Genomic DNA, 15,259 nt, shown 5'->3' with positions numbered 1-15,259 from the left:
CGGCGTTACAGAAAACAGATTGGGCTGGTTGCTTATTAATAACTCCGGTCATCGGGGAACGTATGCTCGACACACGTACCATTCTGGGCGGGTCTGTCAGGAACGGGCCTGTCAAAGTTCTTCTTGATATTGATAACGCCATGGGTATGCCCGTGCGCGACGTGGACGACGGGGTGGCTCTGGCGCTTGCGCTATGGTCACCCCGTATTGAACTGGTTGCATGTACCGCCTGTGCGGGTAACTGCAGGGCTGCTGCCTCAGCCCAGAACACATTGCGCATGTTGGATCTGGCGGGCAGGTCGGATATTCCTGTGGCAATCGGTCCTGATATTCCCGTGGACAGCGTTGACAGAACCCGCCATCACGCGTTTCTTGATGCGAAGTCCGCCGGTGACGGAGCGCGTTACTGGGACCACGTAAGCCTTTGCCCTCCATCGAGTAAAGCTGCTGCCGAGCCGGCATGTGATCTTATTGCTTCCATGGTGCGGCAATATCCGCACGAGCTTGTTCTGGTAATGGAAGGCTCGTTTACCAACCTTGCGTTAGCCATACGCAAATACCCTGATATCGTACCCCTTATCGGCGCTGTTGTGCATATGGGGGGCGTGTTTACCGCCACGCAACCTGATGAAATGCAGCCTGTCTGGAACACTCCGGACATTCCGGAGGCTGTGTGGAAGCATGCTTTGCGTTTTAATACATGGTATGACCCGCAAGCCACTGCACAGGTCGTTACTTCCGGTGTGCCCCTGTATTTTGTTCCCGTTAATGTGACCAGCCGGACTTCTCTGACGCAGGAGCAGGCAGAGGCTATGTACGTCGGAGACGATCCGCTTCGTGCTTTTGTGCGTAATACGCTGATTCCGTGGGTGTTATGGAGCACAGAAGTCCGCGGACTGAGCGGAGCCCATATGCACGATGCTCTTGCTCTTGCTGTTGTTTCAGATGTTGATATGTGTGTATGGAAAAATATGTATATTGATATAGGTAGTTTTTTAGAAGGTAGGGATTGGCTACTGTCAGGCTATAAAAAACCCTACCATGAAGTTCGCGTTGCGGTATCTCTTGATATTCCCAGATTTGATGACTGGTTGCACAAACTGTTGCAGATCAGAAAATAATTCTTCGCATTATTGTGCTTTTATTTCAGCGTGTTGCTTTGTTTTGTTGCATGCTTTCCATTTTGCTTTTTTATAGGGCCTCGTTAACTAGTTGAGTCTGCGGTAGAAAAAAATATAAAAGACCTGCAAGGTAGGGGTTGTTAATAAGGGGGCGCCACGCAGAAAGACGGCTTATCTGGCTGTCGCATGAGACACACTTCTGCGTGAGACCTTTTGCGGAGAGCATCGTGAATCAAAAAAACATCGAGCAGATCGTGGAAATGATCTCGGAAGATTTTCGTAGCATCTATACAAGCATGGAAGAACTGGAGCGCAATGACGATGGCAGCTTTATTGTGCCGGATGAAGTGCTTGTGTCGATGGTGGGGGTTTTGCAGAACGTTGTTGCCGGTTTGCAGAAAGCGCAAAGTGAATATGCCATACGTCGGTATCAGAATGCTTTAATTTCTGGTATGGGGGAAGATCCGATGTATACTCCGGCGTACAGCAACACAGAGCAGTAATCCATTGGTATAAACCTGCTCTGTTCCAGCGTACAGGCTGCCATGCAGGCTGTTCGCTTACAGAAAATCAATAAGTTGCGCGTCATGTGTATGCATGGCGCGCTTTTTTGCGTATAGCTTTTCGAGCCATACAGCAGCAATACGTACGCTTATGGTTTAGTTCGCTGCACATGTATTCGGGCGGCTCAAGTGTGTAGGCGCGGGCCGCTAGCAAAGGGAGAATACTATGAAAGTTCTGACCACTGTACCCGGTAAAGAAGGCAAATTCTGGGGAACGCACACCGAGCTTGCAGACAGCCTTTGCGTGGATGCCCTTTACGGCGGATGGCCTGTATATAAACGGTATCTTGCAGGCGTAAATATAGCGTTTAAGATGCTTTTTAAACGTCATAAGTATGATGTCGTTGTGTTGGACGGTGGCCCGATGGGACAGTGCTTCAGCTGGTTGCAGTCGCTTGTCACCTTCGGGCGTGTGCCCACCGTGATGATTGACTGCTTATGGTACCGCTCCGAAAAGCCTCTATTGCAGGTAATTAAACGTATGCATAAGCGCCTTTCCGCGCGCAGTGTTGACTGCTTCGTGGTATGGGCGCGGCATGAAGTGGAAGATTATTCCGAGGAATTTGATATTCCGAAAGATAAGTTCGTGTACGTTCCTTTTTTTCATACCCTTGCCGGATACGAATACTCAGTGGCGGATGAGCCTTTTGTTTTTGCAGGCGGCAACGGTGACAGAGACTATAAAGTTCTGGTCGAGGCTGTACGGGGACTTGATATTCCCGTTTTTATCGCCACAACGGATTCCAGCCTGCTGCAAGGAGTCAGTATTCCTGAAAACGTCACAGTAAAAGGTATAACACCTCAGGAGTTCAGGCAGAAGATGGCTTCATGCAGAATAGCTGCTGTGTGCATGCGCGGTGGTGCCCTTCATTCAGGGGGACAACAGACATTTCTTAACTCCATGATGATGGGTAAGCCTACTGTCGTTGTGGGCAGGCGTATCGCTGAAGGGTACGTACAGGACGGAGAAAACGGCCGGGTGGTCGAATATGGTGATGTACAGGCATTGCGTCAGGTGTTGACTGAACTGTGGCAGTCAGAAGCGGAGCGTCGACATATTGCCGAAGCGGCTAAAAAGACAGCAGAGGCGCTTGATGCCGAAACCTGCATGCGTGCTGTGTATGAAGAGGCTCGAAGAGTATCTGTAGGACGCGTAGTGCCCTAGCCGGTTTCATTTCGCCAGCAAAGCGATTGCCGGCGGGAAGTTCAGATTGTTTTTGGGACGCCTGACGTAGTATGCGACAGGCGTTTTTTTATGGCCTGTGCAACACGGCAAAGCATGGGGACGTGAGTCCATAGTCCGGAAATGAAAGATGTGCGCTCTTCTGATTGCTGAGGGAAGGAGATTGAGAATCTGCAGCATACAGCAGGTCTCAGGCATCAAATTTCAGACAACAAGCCTAAGGTTCGGGCCTCGCCCACCTGTAGCAGACATCAGGTACAAAAAGGGCAGGCATAAAAAAAGGCGGAAGCTTTCGCTTCCGCCTTTGCAATCAATCGCTGAATGCTACACGCAGCCGGTGGGCTTGGGCAGACCAGCCATTTTGCATGCTCCCTTACCGGGGCCGGAGGGGAACAGTTCGTACACCTGCTTCAGTTTGAAGCCGGTGTTTTTGGACAGGATACGCACCATGGGAGCGATGCCGTTCTTGCGGTAGTAGTCCTGCAGGAAGTCAATGATCTTCTGGTGATCTTCGGTGATGTCGGTGATACCTTCAGATTCCTTCACGTATTCAACCCACTCGGGGCACCATTCATCGAAGCGAAGCAGGAAGCCGTCTTCGTCAACCTCGAACGATTTACCCTGGAAGCTTACTTCAGCCATGCTTGTCCTCCTTGGACATAATCTAGCGGTGTATCGGGCTAGTACATACGCCAAACTGCGAAACATAAATGTTTACACAGTTATATGTAAGCAGCGATCCGCTGCTTGACTCCTACACAAACCCCGACGGGGTACTTTCCCGTTGGGAAAACCCTCCATACTGCCATTGTAAAGAAAATGTCAATAGCAAGAGGGGGCAGGGGGAGCGCTGTGAAACGTTTTCAGGCGGCTATGGCTGCATGATAGTTTCTGTGCGCCGGTGCTTTTAAAAGAAACTATCCTCTGAAAGGGAACGTTTGCTCCAAAAGCGTTGCTACCATGCCATAAGGTTGTTTAAAATACAAGATGCCTTTTTTATTATTATTGCTTTGTTTTACAATATGTTAGTGGTGTTTGTGCGCGCGATGGTATTGGTTTTTTTGCCGTAAGTACATACTTTTTAAGAGGAATGATATACTAAAAAGTAATCATTCTGAATCGTTGCGACTTTCTGAATATGGCAGAGAAATAAAAAAAGCGGGCACATAATCGTGCCCGCCGATACGTACATGGGAAGTGTTTAAAAAGGACCGGTATGTACATTGGCTCTCGACCAGTATGTCATGCGGAATTTGGATTTAAGTTCATCAATAAGCGTGTTTTCGTCTGATCTGTCCATAGGACGGATACGAATGAATACCTGCCTCATGCCGTCGTCTCTGTCTTCGAAAGTCAGAATGGACGTGATGCGTGCGGAATGAGAGCGGAGTGTATCCACAATGGGTTTGAGAGTGCCGGGCGAATTCGGCAGTAAAAAGCCGAATTGCACCCCGCCATGCCGTGCACCGGATATGGACAAAAGCACTTTAAAAATGTCTTTGTCGGTAATGATGCCTACAAGGCGTCCATCCTCATCTATTACCGGCATGCCGCTGAAGTCCCGCTCCAGCATTACCAGTGCGGCGTTTTCCACTGTATCATCAGGCGTTGCGGCACAGACATCTTTTGTCATGATGTCTTTGACCTTGATTTCAGAAAGCAGGTAATACAGCTCGTGCACATCAAGAGTAGTCGCCTTTGAGGGGGATGCTTCTTTGATGTCACGGTCAGACAGGATACCGACCAGTTTGTTATTTGCATCCACAACGGGCAGACGGTCAAAGTTGTGTTCTTTCATCAACTTCGAGGCCCGCATCATCGACATATCCGGGGTGGCGCTAATGACGTCTCTTGACATCCAGTCGCGAATCAGCATGGGAATCTCCTCCTGTGGCGGTGCAAAGAGGCGCCTTTAAGGTTATGTATATGATATATTAATCACAATCTGGCAGCAGGTTCAACTGAAATTATACTCATACGCTGCAAGGAGCGAGAGGGAGACTCTCATGAAATTATACATCGACTGTGCATTCGGGTTAGGCGGCGACATGTTTCTTGCTGCTCTTTGCGGGCTGGGGTGTGATGCTTCAGCTCTTCAGCAGGTCTTTGTGTCTGCGGGGATAGATGTCAGCGTGCGGGCTGTTTCTGAATATCGTAACGGCCTTGCCGGAAGCCGGATGGAGATCGACTGGCCGCAGGCCCAGCCTTTACGTCACAGGCCTCAGCTGGAGGACATAATCCGGCGGCTTGATGTTTCGCCGCGGGTAAAGCAGCGGAGCATGCGTGCGATTGCCAGACTGGCTGATGTTGAAGCGCAGGCACATGGCATTGAGGTTGATCAGGTGCATTTTCATGAAGTCGGCGCGGTGGATACGCTGGTGGACGTTGTCGGGGCATTCTGGGGGCTGGAGCAGCTAGGCGTGCATTATGTAAGCTGCGCCCCGCTACCGTGGTTTACAGGTACAGTGCTTTGCGAACATGGCGAGCTTCCTCTGCCTGCACCCGCAACAGCCGCACTCATGCAGGGAAAGCCGGTCGTGCCCTCCAAAGCGCGGCAGGAGCTTATTACGCCCACAGGCGCGCTTATTATTGATGCTGTCACTGACGAATTTGCAGACGGGCCGCAAGGCGTGCTGGCTGCCGGTGCCACTGCGTTCGGCAGCAGGCAAGGCGGCGGGCCGCTGCGGATGTTCCTGCTCGAACAACAGACGGTGCAGGAGCATGACGTTATCTACACATTGCAGACCAACATCGACCACCTGACAGGTGAAGAGTTGGGCCACGCCATTGATGCGCTTATGGCTGCCGGAGCGCTGGACGTTATTTTCACACCTGGCATGATGAAGAAAAATCGCCCCGGCGGCACTCTTACGCTTCTATGTCGTCCTGCCGAGCTGTCTGCTCTGGAAGAAGCTGTAATACATCATACGCATACCTTGGGGCTGCGTCGCCAACGTACGGAGCGTGTCATCCTGCCACGGCGAAAGAGCGTTTTAAACACCCCCAGCGGTCAACTGGATGCGAAAGAGTACGAAGTCGGCGGCAGTACCATGAGCAGGGCAGAGTACGAAGCTTTGGCCGCATTGGCAAAAAAGACGGGCAGGTCATTGCCTGAGTTGCGATTGAAACTTTTCGGCGAAGTCCAAGAGGATTGATACCCCGTAACGCCACCCTGCGTGCTCCGTACAGAAAGATTCCTCGCCAGCTTCAGAGTCCGGTTGCGGCAGGCTGCTTAATGGATGCTTTGTAAAGAAGGAAATAGAGGTAAGCCTCCCTTGTCTGCTGACTGTGTGATTTGGTTATCACAGCGCAGAAGTCGGCCTCTGTCGCATGGAAGCTGCACCCGACAAGCTCTGATATTGTCGCCAATATGCGTCACAATATGAAAAAAGAAACTCCCGCCTCTGTCTGCATAATTCAAAAGGTGAAAATGGGCGCTTCTGTTCGAGGCGTAAGTGCTTGCAGCTGGCAGAAGATTTTGTATTTTGGCACTCTGGCAATAAAAAAAACGCCCTTTCCAGATAATTCCGGAAAGGGCGTTTTTGATTGTATCGCTATTTGTGGAAGATGGCGTGCTTGCCTTTTTTTGCCCACGCTTTCCACGGGCTGTTGAGCACCCCGTTGCTGTAGGCAAGATGGTATTGCGAATCGTGCAATACACGGTTGAACACTGCCATATCGTTGAGCACATCGGTTACGTTGCAGCGTTCCATTTCGGATTTGACGGTACGCAGCACTGATACCAGATGGCGCTGATCGCCGCCGAGGATTCCACAGTTGTAGACAGGCTTTTCTGCCAGATGCGGCATGTCCTGCCCGAATACCTTGCGTATATGACGCTGCATCCACGGATTATCCCCGATGGTGTTACTCTCGCCGCCGATGAAAACTGTGTAGCGCTTGCGGTCACGCCATGCGCGGTACTGACCGGCAACGGCTTTTAAAAAGCCTTTGATGCCCTTGGTGCGGACGAAGCTGCCACTGTCGAAGAAGCGCTTGAGTGAGCGCTTTTCAACCAGCTTGAAGGGGTCGGCGTTAAACCATGCATCGGAAACATCCACCATAAAGATATTGCGGAAGCGTACCCGTTCCAGCAGTGCCAGCATGGCAAGGAAGCGTTCGTCAGCAATGGTGAAGCGACCGGGGGCGACTTGCAGGAAGGTCAGCGTGCCGCGCTTTTTTTCGCTGTGATGAACGGCTACGGCTGCGTGGCAGCGCTGCTGAAAAGCTTCGGACAGGCCATCGTGCAAAATTACCATGTCCAGCTTCAGGCGCATGCCGCTGTGCAGCCATCCTGCAATGTAGTCGATGTTTTCCGCCATGATTCTGGTGCCGTGCTGCGGGTGTTCGCGGCCCGTCAGGTAAGCGCCGAGGACGACATTTTTGCCTCCCAGCCGTTGAGCCAAAGCTTCAATTGCGGACTGGTCAGTGAAGTATTCGTGGCCGGTGTGCTCGGTATGATTCATGATGACTGCCGTGGTTGTGGTTCCCTGAGAGCTATCAATCCCCGCCTGCCCAGTTCGCGCATGAAAATGCTGACGGACATTTCAGCCTCCTTCGGCAGCAGTTTGTACTGCTGTGCCAGCTGCTGCGCAATGTCTGCGACACTGCGCTTTCCGTCAATAAATGCCCAGGTGGCGGAGCCCATTTCGTCAAGTTCAAGAGTGCGCATGACAGGAGAGCCGTTTCCCAGCAGGGTGGCAATGCGCCCGGGGCTGACGGCAAAATGCAGCCGTATAACCCCGTTGGGGCCGTCGGATTGCGATACACTGTCCAGTATGACAGGCACAAGGGCAAGGGCTGCCTTTCTGTCTGCCGGAGAGCCTGGCTTTGGTGCTTTGCTAAATAATCTCAACGGTGCCGCACAATGCTGTCAGGTCGTCATGAAAAACGGAGCCGGAATCCCGCATACGTACCGATAGCAGTTTGTTTTCATGTTCTACCAGCCATGCCGCGCCTGCTTCGTGCTGTGAAACACCGCTGAACGAGCGCAAAAAGGGGACTCGTCCCAGCAATGGCTTGCGGCGGTCGGTTGTCCAGCGGACAATGTCGCCTGCAGCAGGTGGCTTGCACTGCACTTCTGACGAAAGCTCTTCCAGAGGCAGGGCGTAATGCTTTGTGGCCCAGTGCCGCAACGGTAAGCCGTTCAGCAGCACGTTGGCAGGGGCAAACCTGTCAATGGCCAGAGTGGCACTGCCACGCCGGAATTCAAGCCAGAAATGGCCGGGGTGAAACAAAAAGCTGCGAAGTTCATACCCTGTAGGGACGATGCAGGCAAGGTCATAGATGCGGGTAGCAACAGGAGAACCCGCCGGAGAAAGCGACAAGGAACAAAGCAACTGCGTGATGAGTGCCTGTTCGGGCAGAGCACCGGCAATTGTGTGAAACTGTACCAGAACGGTATAACCTTCTGCATCGTTATGCAGCAGAGCACCGCATCCTGCAGCATGGGCAAATGCCACATGGCTGAACAGGTTCCGGATTTTTTTCAGCGCTTCAGAAAGGCAGGCGGGGATACAGGTTGCGTCCACGCAGAAATCTTCTGCATCGGTAAAGCGCTTACGCATGGCCCGTTTTTCTTTATCAAGCTGGAATGGCCGTTTGTCGCGTGCCCACTTGATGTCAAAAACAGGTGCACTGTCGTCTGAAAAAGACAAAAAGGTATTTTCAATGGCAGTCGGAGTCCACAATTCCGGTATCTGCATGTTCAGGCCGTTCCATTGCAGAGCGTGCCATACAGTACCGGAAGTCACAGACGCCGAGGGCGTAGGGGCAGGGTCCATTGGATGCTTGATCCTCTCTAATGATGTGGAATGAAAGGGGAAAGATCGTCCACGAGTATGTTGCGCATCCCTTTGTGTTTTTTGCGGCTATGCTTTTCAGAATAGCAGACGCTTTCTTTGTCCCATGCAGAGCGCAGAAGCATCTTGATGGATACTCCGGGCCGCATGTCGGAAACGACACTGTATGAAAGCGTTATGGAAAGCACATCATCGCCTTCGCGTATAATCCATTCCCAGGCAATCACATTATGGAACGGGTCTCCTATCCAGCGGGTAGGTTTCCCGAACCTCTGTGTATATTCCTTCTCCAGACGCTCGTAAAGAGATTTACTTCTGTCTGCAAATTTCAGCTTGATGCCGATGATTTTGTCATCTCCGGTGCAGTTGCCTGTTATCAGGCTGCCGCCGCGGATGCAGTTGATGGCGTTGTCCCGCAGGCTGACTTCGTTGACAAACAGCGCGTCTCTGTCTGCCTGCAGGGTTTGCATCTGAAGCATGTCTTCATATTCTGACAGTGATGTTCCCAGAGTTATGCCGGCAATGCTCAGCGGAAGATCCGCTTTGGCAGGGCTGGCAAAGCAAAGTACCAGTAGCAGTCCCAGTAGTATCCGTATCATAATCGCTCCGAAGTATGCGGATTGAACGAATCGAATGTTTCATGATAAAACAGATTCAACTTCAAGCTATCCTACTACGCATTTCATAACAAGGGGCGTCATCTATGCGTGCCATTCTGCTTTATATATTTTCTGCTGCAGCACTTGTTGTATACGGTGGCCGTATCTGACCCTTTGTCGGGGCACTTCCGGTCTGGAAGCTCGCAACTGTAGTTTCAGGTACGGTACTTCTGGCTTTGGCGGTCAGGCAAATTTTTGTTGTGCCTTATCTTCAGTCGCTACCTATTACCATGCGGTCCGGCCGGATGGGGCGTTTTGATTTTGCGCTGTTTGTCATGGCAGGCGCAGTCATGGCTCTGGCTAACTGGCTGCTTTTCGACCTGCCTGTGTACAGCAGCGGCAGCAAGATGATACTGGGCATGGTTTCTCTGGGGCTTTTCGTCTCTATTGATCTGGCTCTTGAGAGCGAGCGGAACGCCATAGCCCATGCTCAGGCATCCGGACGTTACTTGTCGCCGCCTGAACAATTCACCCCGCTTACCCGTAAATTTTTTGCCGTTGCGACCTCTGTTACCGTACTGTTTTCTACAATTATCATCCTCGTTGTTTTCCGGGACCTGTGGTGGTTTACCGAGGTCGGTTTGAGCGAGGTCTCGCTTCTGTTCGTCAAGCGCAGCATCCTGATTGATCTGCTGTTTATAATGGGGCTGCTACTTGCGCTTATCATCAATCTTGTCTTGTCGTACGCCCGCAACCTGCGTCTGCTTTTTGATAATCAGACAGAAGTGCTCTCGCAGGTCAGCAACGGTGATATGGGTGGCTTTGTTCCTGTAGCTACTCAAGATGAGTTCGGTTTTATAGCCGGACATACCAATATGATGATTGACGGACTGCGTGACAGAATGCGGCTTCTTGAAGGGATAGCCGTTGCCAGCGAAGTGCAGGAAACGCTGTTGCCGGACGGACCGCCTGAAGCTGATTTCCTGCGCGGCAGGCTGGAAGTGGCTGGGCGCTGCCTGTACAGTGATGAAACGGGCGGTGATTATTATGATTACCTGACCGGCTGGGGAACCGGTGAATCCGGTGCTCCGGCGCTTGGAGTTGTTGTAGGCGATGTGACAGGCCATGGTGTGGGCGCCGCGTTGCTGATGGCCTCTGTACGGGCTTTTGTGCGTATGCGTGCAGTCGGCACGACAGACCCTGCAGTACTGCTGAGTGATGTGAACAAAATGACCGTGGCAGACAGTTACGGCACCGGACGTTTTGTCACCATGTTCCTGTTGCACATCGACCCGGAATCGTTGCAGGTGTCATGGGCTACAGCAGGGCATGAACCGGCACTGGTGTATAGCCGGACCGAGGGCACTTTTACGCGTTTGTATGCCAGCGGGTTGCCGCTGGGCACCATGGAAGACGCTGTCTACGAGGCTGCCTGCTGCAGGCAGTTGCATCGAGATGATATTGTGTTGCTGTATACCGACGGCCTTGTGGAAGCACGCAATGCTGCCGGAGAAATGTTCGGACGGGACAGGTTGCGCAGCGTAGTGCGGGATTATGCCGCATCAGGTGCGCAGAGTGTTGTGGACGCGCTTTGTGACGTTGTGGGCAGTTTTCAAGGCGGAGTTGCGCAGGAGGATGATGTTACCGTTGTTGCAATACGCGTGGTATAAGAGCATGTTGAGCCAGTGCAGCTAGCTGGTAAGGCCTGAAACTGCTGACCCGTTAGGTGCAGATTGCGGCGTAAAGGGCGGCAGAAAAGGGCTTGCACCTTGCATCCGATGCGCGCAGCCATAGGGCCGGATTAAGATGGGCCAGTAAAAGAGAAGACTTTTACTGCTGGCTGGCATAGATATTTACCAAGTTGGCGTATGAGGGCGCGTTGTCTTCAGGCTGTGTTACAGCCCCGTAAGGCGCGCATTGCAGGGTCCTTGTACCAATAAAAAGGGCATGTGAAGTAGCTTCACATGCCCTTATTGTTTCGAGTAACGCCCCTCGACTTATTGTTCTAGTTGCTGGATGCCGTCCAGCGTCCACATTGCGTCCGGTTGAGCACGGTGGAAGTGCCATACTTCACGGACCTGCTCGGGGTTGCCGCCGGAAGCGTCTTCGCGCATCAGTACGTCAAAATACACTGTTGCCAGCGTACCGTCGGACTCTTCTTTTACTTCAAGAACACGCGCGTTGATAAGCAGCAGCTCGGTTCGGGAAGGTGTCGGATCTTCTTTAGCCTGCTGGCTTATTTCAGCAAAAACGGCAGGCGAGGTGAACTGCCTGATGTCGTCCATGTCGCGCTTGTCCCACGAATTCTGCAGTCGAGTGTACACGGAACGTGCGCCTTGAATGAATTCGTCGGTATCAAAACCGGCAGGAACAGAGGGTGCACTGCCCTGAGCGCTGGCACCGCCTGCAGAAGCAGAGCGCAGTCCGCTCCAGCCATCGCTGGACTGCCGGTACATGTTTTGTGGTTCCTGCTGCGAGAGGTTGTCGCCTCCGCCGGAGTAAGCGCCGCCTGCCTGATAGGCAGGTTCGCCGCGCGGAGCCCCGCGACGGCGCATGAGGCGCAGAATCAGAAAGATCAGGCCTCCGAAAAGGAGGATGTCTATGAAGCCGAACCCGCCGAAGCCGCCGCCGAAGAACAGCGAGCCGAGCAGGGTGCCGGCCAGAAGACCGCCAAAGATGCCGCCCATTCCGCCGAAACCGCGTTTGGGTGCGGTTGTGGTGGATTGCGTTCCCATTGCAGGGGCCTTGGTCGGGGCATCTTGCTTGGAAAAGTTCTGGTTAAACGATGGACGACTGCCGAAGGATTTACCTCCGCCAAATCGCTTGGCCCATGCGTCATCAACTGCGGTACACAGCAGACCTACTGCGAGTACAGGAAGCAGCAGAGCCATAATTCGTCGTATCATGGTTACTCCGTTCAAGTGAGGGCGTTCTGTTAGGAGTAACCACTGCACAGACGGAGTCAAGCCATAATAAGCGGTTGAGTACGCAGTACGACGTTATGAAACGCTACGCAACTACGCCAAGGTTGCGCAGCAGGTGTAGAAACAGCTGCCGGTCAATGGGCTTAGGAACATAAGATGTTGCACCGCCTTTATAGTATGCCTCAACCACATTTTTAGGGTCATCCAGTGCGGTAGTCATGACCACTTTCACTTCGTCTGCACTGCGTACGCCATGATTGCGCTCAATGGCACGGATTTGTTTAAGTGCATCCTGTCCGTCCATTTCCGGCATCATTATGTCCATGCATATCAGATGGTAGGGCGTGCCGGCATCCATAGCTGCCTCAAATGCTTCAACAGCTTCTCTGCCGTTCACAGCCACGTCGCAGTCTCCGTGAGAGGCCAGGATGCCTTGAAGGAATTTTCTGCTCGTAAAGTCATCTTCTACAATAAGAAAGCGCATGAGATCCTCCGCATCATTATATTCATTCCAGACTAAGTATTAAACGGCGTTGCGGATTAGGTCAATCAGAGCCGTAAGAATATTACAGAGCTATAATGTACCTATCCGCCGTCACGACAGAAAGGGGCATTCGTAACAAGCGGGTACAGCAAAGAGATACAGCGGAACGTGTTGCAGGATTATAACAGGGGGACGTTAATCAGAGTGTGCCGGAGTGCGTGCGGCAACAAGGACATGAACCTGACTTGCCCCTGCTGCAAGAAGAGCTAACGAACATTGCTCCACGGTTGTGCCTGATGTCATGACATCATCAATCAGCAGAACCTTTTTTCCTTCAACCTTGTATGTTGCTTTGAACGCATCCTGCAGATTGCGCCGGCGCTCATTCCGCGGAAGCCCTGTCTGTGCCGTGGTGTTGCGTGTGCGGTGCAAGGCGTCAAGGCAGAGCGGTATGCCCATGGATGAGGCAAGCAGCCTTGCCGGAAGCTGACTTTGGTTGAAGCCGCGCATGTGCAGACGTTGCGGATGCAGGGGAACGGGTACGATTACTTCTGGGCAGCAGTCTTCATCAAAAGGCCTGTTTTGCACTGCCTTCTGCAACAGATGGCCTGTCACTCCGGATAAGGTAATATCGGGGGCGTGTTTGTAGCGGATGATGAGTTCACGCAACAGGTCTTCATATACGCCGTAAAAGCGTAAAGAACTCCAGACCGGAGGCGTAGTCAGGCAGGCAGAACAAGGGGCTACGGGCATACTGCTGAGAGCATAAGGTACACCGCATTGAGGGCAGAACCCTGAACTGCGGATGGGGAGTTTTTGCAGGCAGTCTTCGCACAGATACTGGTCTTGCCCTGCGGGGGTAAAACCTTCATTGCACGCAGGACAACGTGCTTCGTCCAGATGCAACATCCGGCGCAGGTGGTGCACAAAATTTTTCATCAGAGCAACCTGAAAGACTACGCTTTTTGCGACGTAACACCGGATTTTTACGAATGGCGTGCCAGCCGGAATATACCTTTGCGCGGATATGCCGTTGCGCCATTAGGCAGCTACAATAGCAAATGATCTGGCCGCCTGTCTGCCGTACTCCACTATGCGCTCCTCTGCTTCCGGGTGGCGGTCCATTGCTTCGGCATCGTCCAGTCCGGTAAGAAGCAGCGGCTCCTGCAGTGATATGTTAAATGACTTCAGGAAATAACGCAGCGTCAGCAGGCTGCCTTCAAACAGTCTGTCTCCGTGCTTACGTCCCGCGACCATGGTTATCCATGCCTTACGCGCAGGCAGGTTCAGCATGGTTGCGTCACCACGTTCCCGCAACAGCCAGAAGCGCTGAGTTCTATCAATTAACGCTTTAAAGTGGGCAGGCAAATGATAGAAGTAAACCGGTGCAGAAAAATGGAGCGCCGGAGCCTCAAGCAAGAGGCGGAAAATAGCAGCGGACTGGTCCATATTTTCCAGAAAACACCAGCCCTTCGGGTCATGTTCGCAACGATAGCATGATGTACAGGGCCTGATGTCGTAGTGCCGCAAGTGCAGAACCTCGGCGGGCAGACCGGTGCAAAAGCCCTGCGCAAACAGCTGTGCTGCTTTGTCGCTGTTACCGCCTGCCCGCGGGCTGCATGAAATACTATGAGTGACTAGGTCTTCGACCATAATAGACATTACAATTACTCCGTAACGCCCTCATACTGTCGTGCTTTGGTCTTGCGGGTAAATCGCGCAATAAGGGACTCGCCTTCTTCACTGAAGGCGAGCTCCCATTGAGGCTCGATGGTCAGGGCATGTTCGGCATAGACGTGTCCTGATGGGCGCAGCATGAATTCAATCTGCTCGCTACGCGAAAATCGGAGATACCAACTTATCTCCAGCGACACGCCTCAGCATTTGGTACGCAAATCTATACGCTCTTCCGACATATATCTGCCCTTGTACAACGAATTACGCGTTAAATCTATCGTCTGAACTCAGTAAAGAAAGGATTGTTCAGCTTTTCATCCCGCACAGTGGTTTCGATACCGTGCCCGGGGTAGACTACAGTTTCATCCGGCAGTGTGAAAATGGCCTTATTCACAGAGGTTACCAGAATCTGATGGTCGCCGCCAGGGAAGTCGGTCCTTCCTACCGAGCGGTGGAACAGCAGGTCGCCGACAAAGACAGCTCCCCCTGCGGAAAAATAAAAGGAAAAGCTGCCGGGGGTGTGGCCGGGGGTTTCCAGTACGGTGCACTCCAGCCCGATGAAGGTGTGGGCTCCGGCATCAATGGGGTCAAAGGTGAACTCATCCACTTTCGGAAAGCCGAACATGCCTCCGCGGCCAAGTTCGGTCTGCATCAGGTATCCATCTTTGCCGTTTGCCATCACTTTTGCACCTGTGGCAGCAGCAAGGGCGGCAACACCGTACAGGTGGTCAAAGTGCAGGTGCGTCAGCAGAATATGCGTCAATGCAAGCTTGTTCTGTGATAAAAAATTCAGTAATTCCTTGGGGTCCCCGCCGGGATCAACAGCCAGCGCCTGCCCTTCATGCCATGCCAGATGGCAGTTTGTTTCAAGCGGGCCGATAGAAAACGTACGAATATTCATTATGTT

Annotated in this window: 17 protein-coding genes and 1 pseudogene; 6 read left to right on the top strand and 12 right to left on the bottom strand. The window is 52.4% G+C overall.

All coding sequences use genetic code 11. The annotated features are described in order from the left end of the window. Positions 1–62: 62 nt before the first annotated feature. From ACK5LI_RS09390 to ACK5LI_RS09380, 3 genes are all read left to right on the top strand, one after another. Positions 63–1,121, top strand: a complete 1,059-nt coding sequence (locus tag ACK5LI_RS09390) for a nucleoside hydrolase (RefSeq protein ID WP_416948567.1) — start codon at positions 63–65, stop codon at positions 1,119–1,121. A 227-nt stretch (positions 1,122–1,348) separates the two neighbouring features. Beyond that, positions 1,349–1,624, top strand: coding sequence for a hypothetical protein (locus tag ACK5LI_RS09385; protein ID WP_416948565.1), 276 nt, complete (start codon positions 1,349–1,351; stop codon positions 1,622–1,624). A gap of 226 nt (positions 1,625–1,850) precedes the next feature. Beyond that, positions 1,851–2,849: a glycosyltransferase gene (locus ACK5LI_RS09380; RefSeq protein WP_416948563.1), complete on the top strand. Its 999-nt coding sequence runs from the start codon at positions 1,851–1,853 to the stop codon at positions 2,847–2,849. Positions 2,850–3,191: 342 nt separating this feature from the next. On the opposite strand, the gene ACK5LI_RS09375 is transcribed toward ACK5LI_RS09380, so the two are convergent. Next, a complete protein-coding gene (locus ACK5LI_RS09375) occupies positions 3,192–3,509 on the bottom strand; it encodes a TusE/DsrC/DsvC family sulfur relay protein (RefSeq protein WP_416948561.1) in 318 nt (105 codons plus the stop codon). A gap of 559 nt (positions 3,510–4,068) precedes the next feature. Beyond that, entirely contained in the window at positions 4,069–4,743 is a 675-nt protein-coding gene (locus tag ACK5LI_RS09370; protein ID WP_416948559.1) for a CBS domain-containing protein, read from the bottom strand. A gap of 130 nt (positions 4,744–4,873) precedes the next feature. On the opposite strand from ACK5LI_RS09370, the gene larC reads away from it, so the two are divergent. Continuing rightward, on the top strand, positions 4,874–6,022 hold the full coding sequence (larC, locus tag ACK5LI_RS09365; protein WP_416948557.1) for a nickel pincer cofactor biosynthesis protein LarC: 1,149 nt from the start codon (positions 4,874–4,876) through the stop codon (positions 6,020–6,022). Between the two features lie 399 nt (positions 6,023–6,421). Here larC and ACK5LI_RS09360 read toward each other — a convergent pair whose 3' ends face one another. Genes ACK5LI_RS09360 through ACK5LI_RS09345 form a run of 4 tightly spaced genes read right to left on the bottom strand, consistent with a single transcriptional unit; the run spans position 6,422 to position 9,267 of the window. Beyond that, positions 6,422–7,333 carry a hypothetical protein gene (locus ACK5LI_RS09360; RefSeq protein ID WP_416948555.1) on the bottom strand — a complete coding sequence of 304 codons (912 nt, stop codon included), beginning with the start codon at positions 7,331–7,333 and terminating at the stop codon, positions 6,422–6,424. After that, positions 7,330–7,722, bottom strand: coding sequence for a PqqD family protein (locus tag ACK5LI_RS09355; protein WP_416948553.1), 393 nt, complete (start codon positions 7,720–7,722; stop codon positions 7,330–7,332). Before ACK5LI_RS09355 ends, ACK5LI_RS09360 begins: the two co-directional genes overlap by 4 nt. Beyond that, positions 7,709–8,650: a hypothetical protein gene (locus ACK5LI_RS09350; protein ID WP_416948551.1), complete on the bottom strand. Its 942-nt coding sequence runs from the start codon at positions 8,648–8,650 to the stop codon at positions 7,709–7,711. Before ACK5LI_RS09350 ends, ACK5LI_RS09355 begins: the two co-directional genes overlap by 14 nt. Before the next feature lie 17 nt (positions 8,651–8,667). Further along, entirely contained in the window at positions 8,668–9,267 is a 600-nt protein-coding gene (locus tag ACK5LI_RS09345) for a hypothetical protein (protein WP_416948549.1), read from the bottom strand. 182 nt (positions 9,268–9,449) lie between these two features. On the opposite strand from ACK5LI_RS09345, the pseudogene ACK5LI_RS09340 reads away from it, so the two are divergent. After that, positions 9,450–9,953: pseudogene (locus tag ACK5LI_RS09340) on the top strand (hypothetical protein); the annotation flags it as partial. Between the two features lie 15 nt (positions 9,954–9,968). Then, positions 9,969–10,937 carry a SpoIIE family protein phosphatase gene (locus ACK5LI_RS09335; protein ID WP_416948678.1) on the top strand — a complete coding sequence of 323 codons (969 nt, stop codon included), beginning with the start codon at positions 9,969–9,971 and terminating at the stop codon, positions 10,935–10,937. Positions 10,938–11,264: 327 nt separating this feature from the next. Here ACK5LI_RS09335 and ACK5LI_RS09330 read toward each other — a convergent pair whose 3' ends face one another. From ACK5LI_RS09330 to ACK5LI_RS09305, 6 genes are all read right to left on the bottom strand, one after another. Next, positions 11,265–12,173 (bottom strand): Tim44 domain-containing protein, encoded by a 909-nt coding sequence (locus ACK5LI_RS09330; RefSeq protein WP_416948547.1) that lies wholly within the window; start codon positions 12,171–12,173, stop codon positions 11,265–11,267. Between the two features lie 103 nt (positions 12,174–12,276). Next, on the bottom strand, positions 12,277–12,675 hold the full coding sequence (locus ACK5LI_RS09325; protein ID WP_416948545.1) for a response regulator: 399 nt from the start codon (positions 12,673–12,675) through the stop codon (positions 12,277–12,279). 195 nt (positions 12,676–12,870) lie between these two features. Then, entirely contained in the window at positions 12,871–13,614 is a 744-nt protein-coding gene (locus ACK5LI_RS09320) for a ComF family protein (protein ID WP_416948543.1), read from the bottom strand. A gap of 102 nt (positions 13,615–13,716) precedes the next feature. After that, entirely contained in the window at positions 13,717–14,337 is a 621-nt protein-coding gene (locus ACK5LI_RS09315) for a flavodoxin family protein (RefSeq protein WP_416948541.1), read from the bottom strand. A 5-nt stretch (positions 14,338–14,342) separates the two neighbouring features. Beyond that, a complete protein-coding gene (locus ACK5LI_RS09310) occupies positions 14,343–14,492 on the bottom strand; it encodes a hypothetical protein (protein ID WP_416948539.1) in 150 nt (49 codons plus the stop codon). A 134-nt stretch (positions 14,493–14,626) separates the two neighbouring features. Further along, positions 14,627–15,253 (bottom strand): MBL fold metallo-hydrolase, encoded by a 627-nt coding sequence (locus ACK5LI_RS09305; RefSeq protein ID WP_416948537.1) that lies wholly within the window; start codon positions 15,251–15,253, stop codon positions 14,627–14,629. Positions 15,254–15,259 lie beyond the last annotated feature (6 nt).

This window comes from Oleidesulfovibrio sp. (assembly GCF_047973035.1).
In the GTDB taxonomy this organism is placed as follows: Bacteria; Desulfobacterota; Desulfovibrionia; order Desulfovibrionales; family Desulfovibrionaceae; genus Oleidesulfovibrio.
Note: the sequence above shows the minus strand (reverse complement) of the source record. Positions and strands in the feature narration are given on the sequence as shown.

Bases quoted from the DNA above. Each gene is read 5' to 3' on its own strand.
- ACK5LI_RS09335 (WP_416948678.1), top strand. From the start codon at position 9,969: ATGGGGCTGCTACTTGCGCTTATCATCAATCTTGTCTTGTCGTACGCC.
- ACK5LI_RS09315 (WP_416948541.1), bottom strand. From the start codon at position 14,337: ATGTCTATTATGGTCGAAGACCTAGTCACTCATAGTATTTCATGCAGC.
- ACK5LI_RS09325 (WP_416948545.1), bottom strand. From the start codon at position 12,675: ATGCGCTTTCTTATTGTAGAAGATGACTTTACGAGCAGAAAATTCCTT.
- ACK5LI_RS09310 (WP_416948539.1), bottom strand. From the start codon at position 14,492: ATGCTGCGCCCATCAGGACACGTCTATGCCGAACATGCCCTGACCATC.
- ACK5LI_RS09375 (WP_416948561.1), bottom strand. From the start codon at position 3,509: ATGGCTGAAGTAAGCTTCCAGGGTAAATCGTTCGAGGTTGACGAAGAC.
- ACK5LI_RS09305 (WP_416948537.1), bottom strand. From the start codon at position 15,253: ATGAATATTCGTACGTTTTCTATCGGCCCGCTTGAAACAAACTGCCAT.
- larC (WP_416948557.1), top strand. From the start codon at position 4,874: ATGAAATTATACATCGACTGTGCATTCGGGTTAGGCGGCGACATGTTT.
- ACK5LI_RS09370 (WP_416948559.1), bottom strand. From the start codon at position 4,743: ATGCTGATTCGCGACTGGATGTCAAGAGACGTCATTAGCGCCACCCCG.
- ACK5LI_RS09360 (WP_416948555.1), bottom strand. From the start codon at position 7,333: ATGAATCATACCGAGCACACCGGCCACGAATACTTCACTGACCAGTCC.
- ACK5LI_RS09330 (WP_416948547.1), bottom strand. From the start codon at position 12,173: ATGATACGACGAATTATGGCTCTGCTGCTTCCTGTACTCGCAGTAGGT.
- ACK5LI_RS09350 (WP_416948551.1), bottom strand. From the start codon at position 8,650: ATGGACCCTGCCCCTACGCCCTCGGCGTCTGTGACTTCCGGTACTGTA.
- ACK5LI_RS09320 (WP_416948543.1), bottom strand. From the start codon at position 13,614: ATGAAAAATTTTGTGCACCACCTGCGCCGGATGTTGCATCTGGACGAA.
- ACK5LI_RS09380 (WP_416948563.1), top strand. From the start codon at position 1,851: ATGAAAGTTCTGACCACTGTACCCGGTAAAGAAGGCAAATTCTGGGGA.
- ACK5LI_RS09390 (WP_416948567.1), top strand. From the start codon at position 63: ATGCTCGACACACGTACCATTCTGGGCGGGTCTGTCAGGAACGGGCCT.
- ACK5LI_RS09345 (WP_416948549.1), bottom strand. From the start codon at position 9,267: ATGATACGGATACTACTGGGACTGCTACTGGTACTTTGCTTTGCCAGC.